Below are 12,742 nucleotides of genomic sequence, written 5' to 3'. Positions count from 1 at the left end.
ATGCAGGGTTTTCTTCTGAAGGGAAGAAATGCTTTGTTATTGATTTCTGGCCTTCCTTATTGAAACACAACTTTTAGGAGGATGTAGATTATGGGTAAAATGGAAACAGGGATTGAATATTTAAAAGAGCATAAGTTTGAGGAAGCAGCCAGAGCTTTTACAGAAGCAATTGATGAAGATCCATCCAATCCTGTAGGGTATATTAATTTTGGGAATCTGCTTCTTCATTTAAACGATTTTGAGCGGGCTAAAACCTTTTATGAAAAGGCTATTGAACTCGATGAGCACGCTTCAACTGCCTATTATGGACTTGGAAATATGTATTATGAACAGGATAAATTCAAAGAAGCTCAGGAATATTTCGAAAAGGCCGTTCATGAAGGGTTAGAGAATGGAGACATTTATTTTATGCTTGGGATGACATTGGTACAACAGGAAAAATCCCGATTTGCTTTACCCTACTTACAACGTGCAGCCGAGCTTAATTTGCAGGATGTAGATGCACAATTTCAGTATGGACTGGCTTTAGCTCAATCACAACAAATAGATTTAGCTATGGAACAAATGAAAGAAGTGCTAAAATTAGAGAATGAACATAGTGATGCCCATTATAATTTAGGTGTAGGATATTTATATTACGCAGATGTAGAAAAAGCTTTACATCATTTTAACGAAGCGTTGCGAATTCAACCTGACCATGTACTTGCTGGCAATGGAAAGGAAAAAGTACAGGAAATGTTGAATCAGAATACTAATGATAATGATTAAAAAAGGGAGTATTATCGCATGGCAATGGATTCAGTACATGAGGAAAAAGGATATATAAAGGGAAGTTTACTCCGTACGATTTTTCATAATGCGGAGGAGCGGTTTTCCATTGCCCTTATACGGATAATAGATACGAATGAGCCATTTAAAGATAAAGAAATTGTCGTGAAAGGTCATTTTCCTCCACTTGAACAGGAACAGGAATATATTTTTTATGGAAATCTGTCTCAGCATGCTAAATTTGGACAGCAATATCAAGTGTTTACATATACAAGGGAAATTCCCAAAACCAAAGATAGCCTAGTCCGTTATTTATCAAGTGATATTTTTTATGGTGTAGGAAAAAAGAGTGCCGAGAAAATAGTAGACGCATTAGGAGAAACAGCGATAGATAAAATCTTAAAGGATGAAAATATATTAGCAGGTATTCCCGGATTTCCCCAAAATATCATATCATCCTTTAGTCAAACCTTAAGGGAAAATCAAGGTTTTGAACGAGTTGTAATGGCTTTAGCTGACTATGGTATTGGGCTTCAGCTCACCCAAAAAATATATGACATATATAAAGAAGAAACGTTGAAACTGCTTGAAGAAAATCCTTATCAATTTGTTTTTGAAGTAGAGGGATTTGGGTTTAGAAGGGCTGATGAAATTGCTAAAATACTCGGTATCTCAGGTGATCACCCGACCAGAATACAAGCGGGCTGTATTCATACGCTAAAGAGACAATCTCAATTTGGTCATGTCTTTGAATATCTCGAACAGCTCTGTGATGATGTACGGAAATTGCTAAACGAAACCGACCCATCTGTTACCAATGAAACCATTGAACAAAAGGTTAAAGAGCTATCAGAGGAAGGATATTTAATCATTGAAGAAAATCGTGTCTACCTTCCTTCTCTTTATTTTTCTGAAGAAGGTGTAAGTTCTCAGTTAAAACGAATCATGGATATTAAGCTTGAAGATGAATACACACAAGCGGATATTCTAAAAGCCTTAGGTGAAATTGAAGAAAAGGAAACCATTAGCTATGGTAGAGAACAGTATGAAGCGATTGAGCAGGCATTAAATTCAAAAGCTATGATTCTTACTGGTGGACCTGGAACAGGAAAAACAACCGTTATAAAAGGTATTATAGGCGTTTATGAACGATTAAATCCTAAAAAGAAGACAGATAAGGATAAACAGGATGAATCAGGCATAATCCTTGCAGCACCTACAGGGCGAGCAGCAAAGCGAATGACTGAAGCAACTGGTCATAAAGCACAGACTATCCATCGTTTATTAGGGTGGTCCGGAAACGAAGAATTCGAGTTTAATCAAAGTCGTCAATTGGATGCAGAGCTTATTATTATTGATGAGTTTTCGATGGTCGATATCTGGCTTGCGAATCAATTGTTTCGGGCCATTCCCAGTAAAACGCAAATAGTATTAGTTGGGGATGAGGATCAATTGCCATCAGTTGGACCAGGTCAGGTTTTAACTGATTTTTTAGCATCAGAAGTCATACCAACGTGTAAGCTAACAGAAATTTATCGTCAAAAGGAAGGCTCAAGAATCGTTGAACTGGCACATGAAATAAAGAATAATCAATGTGATGGTCAGTCTTTAAAAAGGGGAGAGGATTTTTCGTTTTTTCAATCATATGGAAAACATACACTGACATTGCTGCAGGATATTGTAAAAAAAGCAGTAGATAAAGGTTACTCTATACGGGATATCCAGGTGTTGGCACCTATGTATCGGTCAAATATCGGGATAAATATATTAAATGAAGCCCTTCAGGAACTTCTTAATCCCCGCAATAACCAAAAAAGGTCTATTCAATTCAATGATCAGGTGTTTCGTTCCGGAGATAAAATGATACAGCTTGTGAATCAGCCTGAAAAGGGTGTGTTTAACGGAGATATTGGCCATATAGTAACCATTTTAAAAGCGGATGAAACAGAAGAAAATCAGGAACAGCTTGTCGTTGATTTTGATGGAAAGGAAGTTCATTATGTACGATCTGAGCTTCATCAGCTTATGCATGCCTATTGCATTTCCATTCATAAATCACAGGGAAGTGAATTTCCTATTGTCGTCATGCCTGTTGTTCCAGATTATCGGCGCATGTTAAGGAAAAATCTATTATATACAGCTATTACAAGAAGTAAGCAATCTCTCATTATTTGCGGAGATCAAAGGGCTTTTCTGGAAGGAGTACGAACTGAAGACCAAAACGTAAGGAATACCACTTTAGCAAAACGGATGGAGTTCATGTTTGCCGGTGAAACGATGCAGGGTGAAGAAAGAAAGGAAGAAATGGCGGAAGTGGATGACGAGGAGCTTTCACCTTATGATTTTATGTAAACAATGTATATTTTTAAAATATATGGGGAACTCTTATACTAGATAAACTTCAAAGGAGTTGCCCAAACGGTGAATTGTCCAAATTGTCAGGGTCAGAATCTAGGGAAAATTGGTCATCAACAGTATTATTGCTGGAATTGTTTTATAGAGTTATCCCTGGATAATGGCCGAATTAAAGTTCATGAAGTAGAAGAGGATGGAACGTTATCCTCTTTAGACGACTTGTTTAATGATGAAGATCTTACACCAAAATCGTATACATAAAATGACTTCATCATATAAAAACTAAAAATCGATGAGTAAGGGCAGCTATTGATGCTGCCCTCCTTTCTTTTGTGAGGATTTTCCTCAGGGGGGTTGTGGATGACAAATAAAGAGAAGAGGCTTCTATATGGGTTAGGGATAGCCGTAATTGTCTCTGTTCTTTTCTATTTACTATTAAAAACCTATCCATTCTATCAATTTGTGTTTTCTTTTTTAATGACCATTTTAACCCCAATTTTAATTGCAGCTTTAATTGCTTATTTATTATACCCTTTAGTCAATTGGCTGAATGAATTTATGCCAAGATGGACGTCTATTTTAACGATTTATGTCCTGATATTTGGTGGAATAGGGTTTGGCATCTATAAAGCAGTTCCCATGTTTGTAAAGCAATTAAAGGGATTAATTAATTTCTTACCTCAACTGTTCGATACATACCAGGAATGGATATATAATCTTTATGTAAGTACGTCCAATTTTCCTGAGGATGTTCATGATAAAATGGATGAGGCCTTTGTAAAAATCGAAGAGGGACTTGTGGATGGGTTAACTAACATCGCCTATTCCCTTACAGGAATTACTGATGTCATTGTTATTATTGCGGTAATCCCCATCCTTGTTTTTTACTTTTTAAAGGACTTTTCAAAATTTAAAGCATCCCTTTTAGCCATTGGTCCAGGAAATAAAAAGGGCTATTATCAATCGGTATTACAAAGCATCGATCATAACCTGGGTGGTTATTTACGTGGTCAATTTTTAGTTTGTTTATTTGTTGGGTTAATCTCTTCCCTTTTGCTTTGGCTGATTGATATGAAATACCCTTTATTATTGGGTACATTTATGGGAATGACCAATATTATTCCTTATTTTGGACCTATTTTAGGTGCAATCCCAGCTGTTTTGATTGCTTTTACCATATCAACCAATCAAGTCATTTATGTGATTTTAGCAGTAGTAGGTGTACAGTTGATAGAAGGAAATCTTTTATCACCATATATTGTAGGAAAATCCTTACATGTACATCCTGTTTTCATTATTTTTGCCTTATTGGTAGGCGGAGAGTCTTTTGGGATAGCCGGAATGATTCTGGCCGTTCCTGTATTGACGATTATTAAAGTTTTTGTTGAACCGACACCAGCTGTGAAAAAAATGAAGGAAGCATGGGGGAAAAAGTAGACCGTGGGCATTTGGATGGTGGTTTAAATGTGGACGGACAGATGTCTATAAATTAGCTATTATGGTGAATAGCTAATTTATAGGCATCATTGACGTGTCAGGTACACCACCAGACCAGTGCCTTCGCTTTTGTATGTCTAGCTGCGGCTCCTAGGTCCAAACAGACATAAGCATAATCCACTCCGTGGCGAAAAACATGCCACTCCGTGAATTCTACTTATGCTGTCGGACCTGTTCAGTCGCCTTCGCTTTTGTATGTCTAGCTACGGCTCCTAGGTCCAAGCAGACATAAGCAGAATCCACTCCGTGGCGAAAAACATGCCACTCCGTGAATTCTGCTTATGCAGTCGGACCTGTTCAGTCGCCTTCGCTTTTCTGGTTGACATGTTTTTGAAAGTTGGCTATAATATCGCCATAATCAAACGACTATAGGAAAATGTAGAAGGATCTGAGTACAGGATACTATCTAATGATTATGGAGAGCACCATAATACAGAGAGGAATTCTCTAGGCTGGAAGGAATTCCAGATATAAGGTCCTGGAATGCTAGTCCGGAGTGCGGTTAATTCCCGCCGGCAGCGTGCCGTTAATACGTAAAAGGTGATGGATTTTAATATCCATAATCAGGGTGGTACCGCGACCATAAACTCTCGTCCCTGCAGATGTTTGCAGGGACGAGAGTTTTTTGTACATACTGATTTCTATAGTAGAAATGAAGGAGGAAACAGAAGATGAAGCATTTAAAATCTGCTGAAGTAAGACAAATGTTTCTCGACTTTTTCAAGGAAAAAGGCCACAGTGTAGAACCTAGTGCATCATTAGTTCCTGTTGAAGACCCAACGCTTCTTTGGATAAATAGTGGAGTGGCTACGCTTAAGAAATATTTTGATGGCTCGGTTGTACCAGAGAATCCACGGATTTGTAATGCACAAAAATCTATTCGAACCAATGATATTGAAAATGTAGGAAAGACCGCTCGTCACCATACATTCTTTGAAATGCTTGGGAATTTTTCAATTGGTGATTATTTTAAAAAGGAAGCTATCGAATTTGCCTGGGAATTCTTAACCAGTCCAAAATGGATTGGCTTTGATCCGGAACGTTTATCCGTTACTGTACATCCTGAAGATAATGAAGCTTACGAAATATGGTTACAGGACATTAAAATTCCGGAAGAACGTATCATTCGATTAGAAGAGAATTTCTGGGATATTGGAGAAGGACCAAGTGGACCAAATACGGAAATTTTTTATGATCGTGGAGAAGCGTATGGTAATAATCCTCAGGATCCTGAGCTCTATCCTGGTGGAGAAAATGAACGTTATTTAGAAATCTGGAATCTTGTGTTCTCCCAATTTAATCATAATCCAGACCATACGTATACGCCATTGCCCAAGAAAAACATTGATACGGGTATGGGCTTAGAGCGTATGGTAAGTGTTATTCAAGACACAAGAACAAATTTTGAAACAGATTTGTTCATGCCGATTATTGAACATACCTCTGACATTGCCGGCATTAAATACGGTGCCAAAGAAGAATACGACACTGCATTTAAAGTGATTGCCGATCATATCCGAACGGTATCCTTTGCAGTGGGTGATGGGGCATTACCTTCAAATGAGGGACGTGGATATGTTTTAAGACGACTTCTTCGCCGTGCTGTCCGTTATGCCAAATACTTAGGTATTGAAGAGCCGTTTATGTACAAGCTCGTTGAAGATGTAGCAGAAATTATGGTTGATTTCTATCCAAAAGTTACAGAAAAGCAGTCATTTATTGCAAACGTCATTAAGACAGAGGAAGAGCGCTTTCATGAGACCTTAAATGATGGTTTAGCCATTTTAAAGGAAGTCATTAATAAAGAAAAAACTAAGGGAAGTACTGTCTTCCCTGGTGTGGAGGTCTTTAGACTATATGATACGTATGGCTTTCCTAAAGAACTAACGGAAGAATATGTACAGGATGAAGGCTTTACTATAGATGAAGACGAATTTAATGAGGAAATGGAAAAACAACGCTCCAGAGCCCGTCAAGCCAGACAAAAAGTGGAATCTATGAAGGTGCAAAGCGGAATTCTTCGTGAGCTTACTTTTAATAGTGAGTTTGTCGGCTATGGTCAACTTACATCACAATCCAGTATTGTAGAAATGGTGAAAAATGATCAAATTGTGGACACGGCTGAAGCAGGAGATGAAATTTATCTCTTCTTAGAACAGACTCCTTTCTATGCTGAAAGTGGAGGGCAAGTAGCTGATAAAGGGACGATTAGAACAAATAATGCTTTAGCGAAGGTTGAGGATGTCCAAAAAGCTCCAAATGGTCAAAATATGCACCGTGTATGGATAGAAGAGGGACGCCTGCAAAAAGGTGATTATGTAAATGCAGAAGTTCATCAAAGCTTGCGTAAACATATAATAAAAAATCATACAGCGACTCATTTGCTCCACCAGGCACTTAAAGATGTAATCGGTGATCATGTAAATCAGGCAGGGTCTTTAGTAGCACCTGATCGTTTACGTTTTGACTTTTCGCATTTTAATGCAGTAAAAGTGGAAGAACTAAAAGAGATAGAACGAAAAGTAAATGAAAAAATTTGGGAATCTATTGCAGTTGAGACGGATATAAAATCCTTTAAAGAAGCGAAAGAAATGGGTGCAATGGCACTGTTTGGCGAAAAGTATGGAGATACTGTTCGTGTAGTTTCTGTTGGAGAATATAGTATTGAACTTTGCGGAGGCTGTCATGTAAGCAATACAGCGGAAATAGGAATGTTCAAAATTACCGCCGAATCTGGAATTGGAGCAGGTACTCGCCGAATTGAAGCCTTAACCGGTAAAGGGGCTTATGAATGGGTCCAAAATCGTGAACAGCTTCTTGAGGAAACGAGTACAAAATTAAAAACAACCATTGAGCAAATCCCGACACGAATTGATACATTGTTTACGGAAATGAAGGAAGTAGAGCGGGAAAATGATTCCTTAAAGGCTAAACTTTCAAATTTAGAAGCTAAAAGTATTACTGATTCTGTTGAGGAAATAAATGGTGTATCTGTGTTAGCTGCTAAAGTAGACGTTTCCGATATGAATGCTCTTCGGAGTATGGTTGATGAAATGAAGCAAACACTACAATCAGGTATTATCTTACTAGGGGCCGCTAGTAATGGAAAAGTTCAACTAGCAGCAGGTGTTTCAAAAGATTTAGTAGAAAAAGGATATCACGCGGGAAATCTGATTAAAGAAGCCGCATCCCGCTGTGGCGGCGGTGGTGGCGGTCGTCCGGATATGGCTCAGGCAGGCGGAAAACAGCCTGAAAAATTAGACGAGGCCATTAACTTTGCAAAAGAATATGTCCAAACGGTTTCCTGATTGCCCTGAAAAGCTTATAATGAATATAAATGAAATTCTTTCCATAAGGAGTGTCAGGTCGCCATGAACTCAAATGATAAAACAATGAAGTTTAATTTTTCGGAGGAACCTTTTGAGCAGGATGTTAATGAAATCTTACTTACCGTACATTCTGCTTTACAGGATAAAGGATACAATCCCATTAACCAGATTGTAGGATATTTATTATCAGGAGATCCAGCTTATATTCCCCGACATAAGGATGCCAGAAAGTTAATCCGTAGAATTGAACGTGATGAGTTAATTGAAGAACTAGTTAAATTTTACTTAAATGAGCATAAAGAGGCGGATACATGAAAATATTAGGTTTGGATGTAGGTGAAAAAACGATTGGTGTAGCTGTCAGTGATGAACTTGGCTGGACGGCTCAAGGAATTAAAACCATTCGTTGGACTGAAAAATTCCATCAGGTAGTGGACGAGTTGCGACAAATTATTAATCAGCATCAAATAAAAAAAGTAGTTGTAGGTCATCCTAAAAACATGAATGGTACGATTGGCGAACGAGGAAAGGCTTGTGAGCAATTTGCCGGGAAGATGGAAGAAGAATTTCAATTACCAGTAGAGCTATGGGATGAACGGTTAACCACAATGGCAGCCGAGCGTATTTTACTATCAGCGGATATGAGTCGGTCAAAACGAAAAAAAGTTATTGATAAGATGGCAGCCGTTATGATTTTACAGAGTTATTTAGATGCGAAAAGCTAAGGAGGATGAGTGGAATGGCTTTGGATGAGAAGGAGCGTATAATCATTCCCGATGAATCAGGTGAAGAACATCTTTTTGAAGTACTCTTCACATTTGAGGTAGATCAAACAGAAAAATCATACATGGTCGTTGTTCCTGTTGAACAGGCACAAGCAGAGGAACAGGAAGTGTTTGCTTTTCGATTTGAGGAAGATGAGAAAGATGATGATTTAACCTTATATCAAATTGAAACGGATGAAGAGTGGGATATGATTGAAGAAATGTTGAACACTTTTACTGAGGAAGAAGAGGACGAATCTTAAAACCCTAACATCAAATGAAAACTGTACGGTCTTCTAAAAGAGGCTGTACAGTTTTTTTGTTGTCTTGGCAAGATAAAAGGGGGCTTCTACAAATTAAAATTTCAAGGATATTTACGTCCAGGTCCAGTGGCAGCGATTAATGATGATCTCCTCCTCCGTAAGTCAATATCGACTGACGTGCTTCCTTTATTTCCTGAGGCAAAGGTTTGCTAATACATAGCTAAATGGCATCATTCAGGCGTTAATATAGTAAACTTTTGGTTAGATTTCACCTTTTATTCCCATACAAGGAGAATATATCAGTAATATAGAAAATACGAGTATATTCGCTAAGGAACGAGTAAATGTGAGTTTTTCTAGTAAAAAAAATAGAAATCATCCTATATTTTGTAGTATAATGTACCAGATGAAAGGAGGAGACAAGTGTCTACTTCGAATAAGGATTATAAAAAGAAGAAAAAAGCGCAATATGAAGAGGCCAGAACGGTCCGGAAAATTGTTTTATTAGTATTAACAATAGCAATTGTTATCATCGCTGCAGTCGGATTTTCAGGTTATTTCTATGTTAAATCTGCATTAGAACCAGTAGATTCATCGAATGATAAAACAAAGAAGGTGGAAATACCTTTAGGATCAACCGTTTCAACTATTGCCAGTACTTTGGAACAGGCAGATATTATTAAAAATGATACAGTATTCCGCTATTATGTAAAATTTAAAAATGAACAGGATTTTAAAGCAGGGGAATATGAACTCTCTCCATCTATGACTATGGATGAAATTATAAATCATTTAAAAACAGGAACAGTACAGGAAGAGCCTGTAATTACTGTCACCATACCAGAAGGAAAAACGGTTGAGGAAATCGCCAATATCTATTCAAAGCGAACATCAATATCAGAAGAGGAATTTCTGGAAAAAGTGAATAATCAAGATTACGTTAAGAAGTTAATTAATCGGTATACAGTATTAAGTGATAACATTTTACAAGAAGGAATTAAAGTTCCACTTGAAGGTTATTTATTTGCAGCCACATATAATTTCTATAAAAAGGATCCTACTGTTGAGCAAATTGTTGAAAAAATGCTGGATAAAACAGAAGAGGTTGCTGTCCAATATAAAGATCAATTCGAGCAGTATAATCTATCTACACATGAAGCGCTAACTATGGCATCGCTTGTAGAGAATGAGGCCACAACTTATGATGACCGTCAAAAAATTGCCGGTGTCTTTTACAATCGTTTAGATAAAGGAATGCCATTACAAACTGATCCAACCGTTATCTATGCTCTTGGAGAGCATAAAGAAAAAGTGAATTATGACCATCTAGAAGTTGACTCACCATATAACACCTATAAGTATACGGATTTACCGGTTGGTCCCATTTCTAATTTTGCTGAGAATTCATTAAAAGCAGCCGTCAATCCTTATGAATCAGATAATTTATATTTCCTTGCTTCATCTGTAGACGGAAACATTTACTATTCTAAAACGCTTGAAGAGCATAATCGAAAAAAGGCTGAACATATCAATTAAGTTGACTTTTAATAAGGAAAATTCTAAGTAGGGTAATGTGAATTTCATTCGCATACCCTACTTTTGTTATGATAAACTAATATAGTTGTAAGCACCGCTCTATAGGAGGTCATAAGTGTGAAGGATGATTATGTTACAAATTATTTACAAAGTACTTTACCAGATAAAAATGATTTAATCATAGAGATGGAAGCTTTTGCTAAAAAACATCAGGTTCCCATTATGGAGCCAATAAGTATAGAATTTGTGAAGCAAATTCTTCGCATCAAGCAGCCTAAACGAATTTTAGAAATCGGAACAGCAATTGGATATTCGGCGTTACGTATGCTAGAAGCTTCACCTGAATCTCATATCGTAACAGTTGAGAGGGATTCAGATCGTTATCAGGAGGCCATTACAAATATACATAGGGCAAACAAGAAGGAACGTATAGATGTTATATTTGGAGATGCTCTAGAAATATCAGATGAAGTTGAAGCCAAGGGACCCTATGATGTATTATTTATTGATGCCGCAAAAGGTCAATATCAGAAATTTTTTACGTTATATGAAAAATTTGTCCTTAATGGAGGCCTTGTTATTACAGATAATGTCCTTTTTAAAGGGTATGTGGCTTCCAATCCGGATGATAACAGTCGAATGAAGAAGATTGGAAATAAAATTCGAGGTTTTAATAATTGGTTAATTCAACAGCCGAATTTTGACACATCGATATTTCCTATTGGAGATGGAGTAGCACTTAGTGTAAAAAAAGATAAGTAACAAAAATTGTGGTTAGACCTAGAAAGGAGCTTATGCGGCATGTCAGAAAAGCCAGTTGTGATTGGAGTTGCCGGGGGGACCGGATCCGGCAAAACAACCGTCACTAGATCTATTCATCAACATTTTGTCGATAAGTCCATTTTAATTATTGAACAGGATTATTATTATAAAGATCAAAGTCATATACCATTGGAAGAACGATTAAATACAAACTATGACCATCCTCTTGCATTTGATAATGACCTATTGATTAAACACCTTACGAAACTTATCAATGGAGAACCGATTGAAAAACCGATATATGATTATAAGCTTCATACGAGGTCGGACCAGGTCATTCCGGTTGATCCAAAAGATGTTATTATCATTGAAGGTATTTTAGTCCTTGAGGATAAAGCATTAAGAGATTTAATGGATATTAAAGTATTTGTAGATACGGATGCAGATATCCGTATTATTCGCAGATTAATGCGTGACATAAAAGAAAGAGGAAGATCGATTGAATCGGTTATTGAGCAGTATGAGAATGTAGTAAGACCGATGCATTTGCAGTTTGTTGAACCAACAAAGCGCTATGCAGATATTATCATTCCTGAAGGTGGACAGAATCTGGTTGCTATAGATTTGATGACAACCAAAGTTCGTAGTATACTTGAAAAACGTTCTATTATATGACAAAGGTATTGAAAAAATCGAAAAAATCTGCCATAGTATAGAAGAGTAACTATAATTTGGTAATCTTGAAATTGCAGTACTGGATGAATAATGTATTATCCCATATGATACATTCATAAAGTGAAACTTCAATCAGTGGGTGGTGTCATCTCACCACTGATTCAGGACCAATCGGGGTGTTCCGTTATATTTCCCCTATACATACATCTCTACTTTCATGTATTGAGGTAGGATTTTACGGATAATTACACCGCGATAAATTTAATAAATTGAATGGTTAATGATGAAGGAGTGTTTGGGGTATGGCTACTGAAAAAAGCTATTATATGACTGAAGAAGGAAAAGAAAAAATTGAAAAGGAACTGCATCAATTAAAAACTGAAAAACGTCAGGAAGTTGTAGAACGTATTAAGATTGCACGAGGATTTGGTGATTTATCAGAGAACTCCGAGTATGATGCAGCTAAAGATGAACAAGCTTTTGTCGAATCCAGAATTGCTCAGCTCGAAAAAATGATTCGAAATGCTGTTATTATAGAGAACGATAACGAAAATCAAAATGTTGTTCAGCTAGGTAAATCTGTTACATTTCAGGAGCTTCCTGATGGGGATGAAGAAACTTACACGATTGTAGGTAGTGCAGAATCTGATCCATTTGAAGGAAAGATTTCAAACGATTCTCCAATGGCTAAAAGTCTGCTTGGACGTGAAGTGGGTGAAGAGGTACCCGTAGTAACGCCAGGCGGAGAAATTAATGTAAAAATTGTTAAAGTTGAATAGTTAGAGTAAAAGAG

Annotated in this window: 12 protein-coding genes; all 12 read left to right on the top strand. The window is 37.1% G+C overall.

Features of this window, described 5'->3' with window-relative positions; translation table 11 throughout:
* The first annotated feature begins 90 nt into the window (after positions 1-90).
* The gene (locus tag BMX63_RS10810) at positions 91-768 is read left to right on the top strand and encodes a tetratricopeptide repeat protein (protein ID WP_093135310.1); all 678 of its coding nucleotides are present in this window, start codon (positions 91-93) and stop codon (positions 766-768) included.
* An 18-nt stretch (positions 769-786) separates the two neighbouring features.
* The gene (gene recD2 / locus BMX63_RS10805) at positions 787-3,120 is read left to right on the top strand and encodes an SF1B family DNA helicase RecD2 (protein ID WP_245732809.1); all 2,334 of its coding nucleotides are present in this window, start codon (positions 787-789) and stop codon (positions 3,118-3,120) included.
* A gap of 69 nt (positions 3,121-3,189) precedes the next feature.
* Positions 3,190-3,384 (top strand): hypothetical protein, encoded by a 195-nt coding sequence (locus tag BMX63_RS10800; RefSeq protein WP_093135307.1) that lies wholly within the window; start codon positions 3,190-3,192, stop codon positions 3,382-3,384.
* Between the two features lie 99 nt (positions 3,385-3,483).
* On the top strand, positions 3,484-4,560 hold the full coding sequence (locus tag BMX63_RS10795; protein ID WP_093135305.1) for an AI-2E family transporter: 1,077 nt from the start codon (positions 3,484-3,486) through the stop codon (positions 4,558-4,560).
* A 731-nt stretch (positions 4,561-5,291) separates the two neighbouring features.
* Positions 5,292-7,928 carry an alanine--tRNA ligase gene (gene alaS, locus BMX63_RS10790; protein WP_093135302.1) on the top strand — a complete coding sequence of 879 codons (2,637 nt, stop codon included), beginning with the start codon at positions 5,292-5,294 and terminating at the stop codon, positions 7,926-7,928.
* 63 nt (positions 7,929-7,991) lie between these two features.
* Positions 7,992-8,264, top strand: a complete 273-nt coding sequence (locus BMX63_RS10785) for an IreB family regulatory phosphoprotein (RefSeq protein WP_093135299.1) — start codon at positions 7,992-7,994, stop codon at positions 8,262-8,264.
* Complete coding sequence (ruvX, locus tag BMX63_RS10780; protein ID WP_093135296.1) at positions 8,261-8,674, top strand: Holliday junction resolvase RuvX; 414 nt, start codon at positions 8,261-8,263, stop codon at positions 8,672-8,674. The genes BMX63_RS10785 and ruvX overlap by 4 nt, the downstream gene beginning before the upstream one ends.
* A 14-nt stretch (positions 8,675-8,688) precedes the next feature.
* Positions 8,689-8,976 (top strand): DUF1292 domain-containing protein, encoded by a 288-nt coding sequence (locus BMX63_RS10775; protein WP_093135294.1) that lies wholly within the window; start codon positions 8,689-8,691, stop codon positions 8,974-8,976.
* A 423-nt stretch (positions 8,977-9,399) separates the two neighbouring features.
* On the top strand, positions 9,400-10,512 hold the full coding sequence (gene mltG, locus BMX63_RS10770; RefSeq protein ID WP_093135291.1) for an endolytic transglycosylase MltG: 1,113 nt from the start codon (positions 9,400-9,402) through the stop codon (positions 10,510-10,512).
* Between the two features lie 117 nt (positions 10,513-10,629).
* Positions 10,630-11,274 carry an O-methyltransferase gene (locus BMX63_RS10765; RefSeq protein ID WP_093135288.1) on the top strand — a complete coding sequence of 215 codons (645 nt, stop codon included), beginning with the start codon at positions 10,630-10,632 and terminating at the stop codon, positions 11,272-11,274.
* A 39-nt stretch (positions 11,275-11,313) separates the two neighbouring features.
* Complete coding sequence (udk, locus tag BMX63_RS10760) at positions 11,314-11,949, top strand: uridine kinase (RefSeq protein ID WP_093135285.1); 636 nt, start codon at positions 11,314-11,316, stop codon at positions 11,947-11,949.
* A gap of 302 nt (positions 11,950-12,251) precedes the next feature.
* A complete protein-coding gene (greA, locus tag BMX63_RS10755; protein ID WP_093135283.1) occupies positions 12,252-12,728 on the top strand; it encodes a transcription elongation factor GreA in 477 nt (158 codons plus the stop codon).
* Positions 12,729-12,742 lie beyond the last annotated feature (14 nt).

The sequence above is a fragment of the Salinibacillus kushneri genome (assembly GCF_900111405.1).
Taxonomy (GTDB): Bacteria; Bacillota; Bacilli; order Bacillales; family Alkalibacillaceae; genus Salinibacillus; species Salinibacillus kushneri.
The sequence above is the reverse complement of the archived record's forward strand: the minus strand, read 5'-3'. Positions and strand labels throughout refer to the sequence as shown.

What these genes read in the sequence shown, in the direction of transcription:
- BMX63_RS10810 (WP_093135310.1), top strand. Translation starts at nt 91, where the DNA reads ATGGGTAAAATGGAAACAGGGATTGAATATTTAAAAGAGCATAAGTTT.
- recD2 (WP_245732809.1), top strand. Translation starts at nt 787, where the DNA reads ATGGCAATGGATTCAGTACATGAGGAAAAAGGATATATAAAGGGAAGT.
- BMX63_RS10795 (WP_093135305.1), top strand. Translation starts at nt 3,484, where the DNA reads ATGACAAATAAAGAGAAGAGGCTTCTATATGGGTTAGGGATAGCCGTA.
- alaS (WP_093135302.1), top strand. Translation starts at nt 5,292, where the DNA reads ATGAAGCATTTAAAATCTGCTGAAGTAAGACAAATGTTTCTCGACTTT.
- BMX63_RS10785 (WP_093135299.1), top strand. Translation starts at nt 7,992, where the DNA reads ATGAACTCAAATGATAAAACAATGAAGTTTAATTTTTCGGAGGAACCT.
- ruvX (WP_093135296.1), top strand. Translation starts at nt 8,261, where the DNA reads ATGAAAATATTAGGTTTGGATGTAGGTGAAAAAACGATTGGTGTAGCT.
- BMX63_RS10775 (WP_093135294.1), top strand. Translation starts at nt 8,689, where the DNA reads ATGGCTTTGGATGAGAAGGAGCGTATAATCATTCCCGATGAATCAGGT.
- udk (WP_093135285.1), top strand. Translation starts at nt 11,314, where the DNA reads ATGTCAGAAAAGCCAGTTGTGATTGGAGTTGCCGGGGGGACCGGATCC.
- greA (WP_093135283.1), top strand. Translation starts at nt 12,252, where the DNA reads ATGGCTACTGAAAAAAGCTATTATATGACTGAAGAAGGAAAAGAAAAA.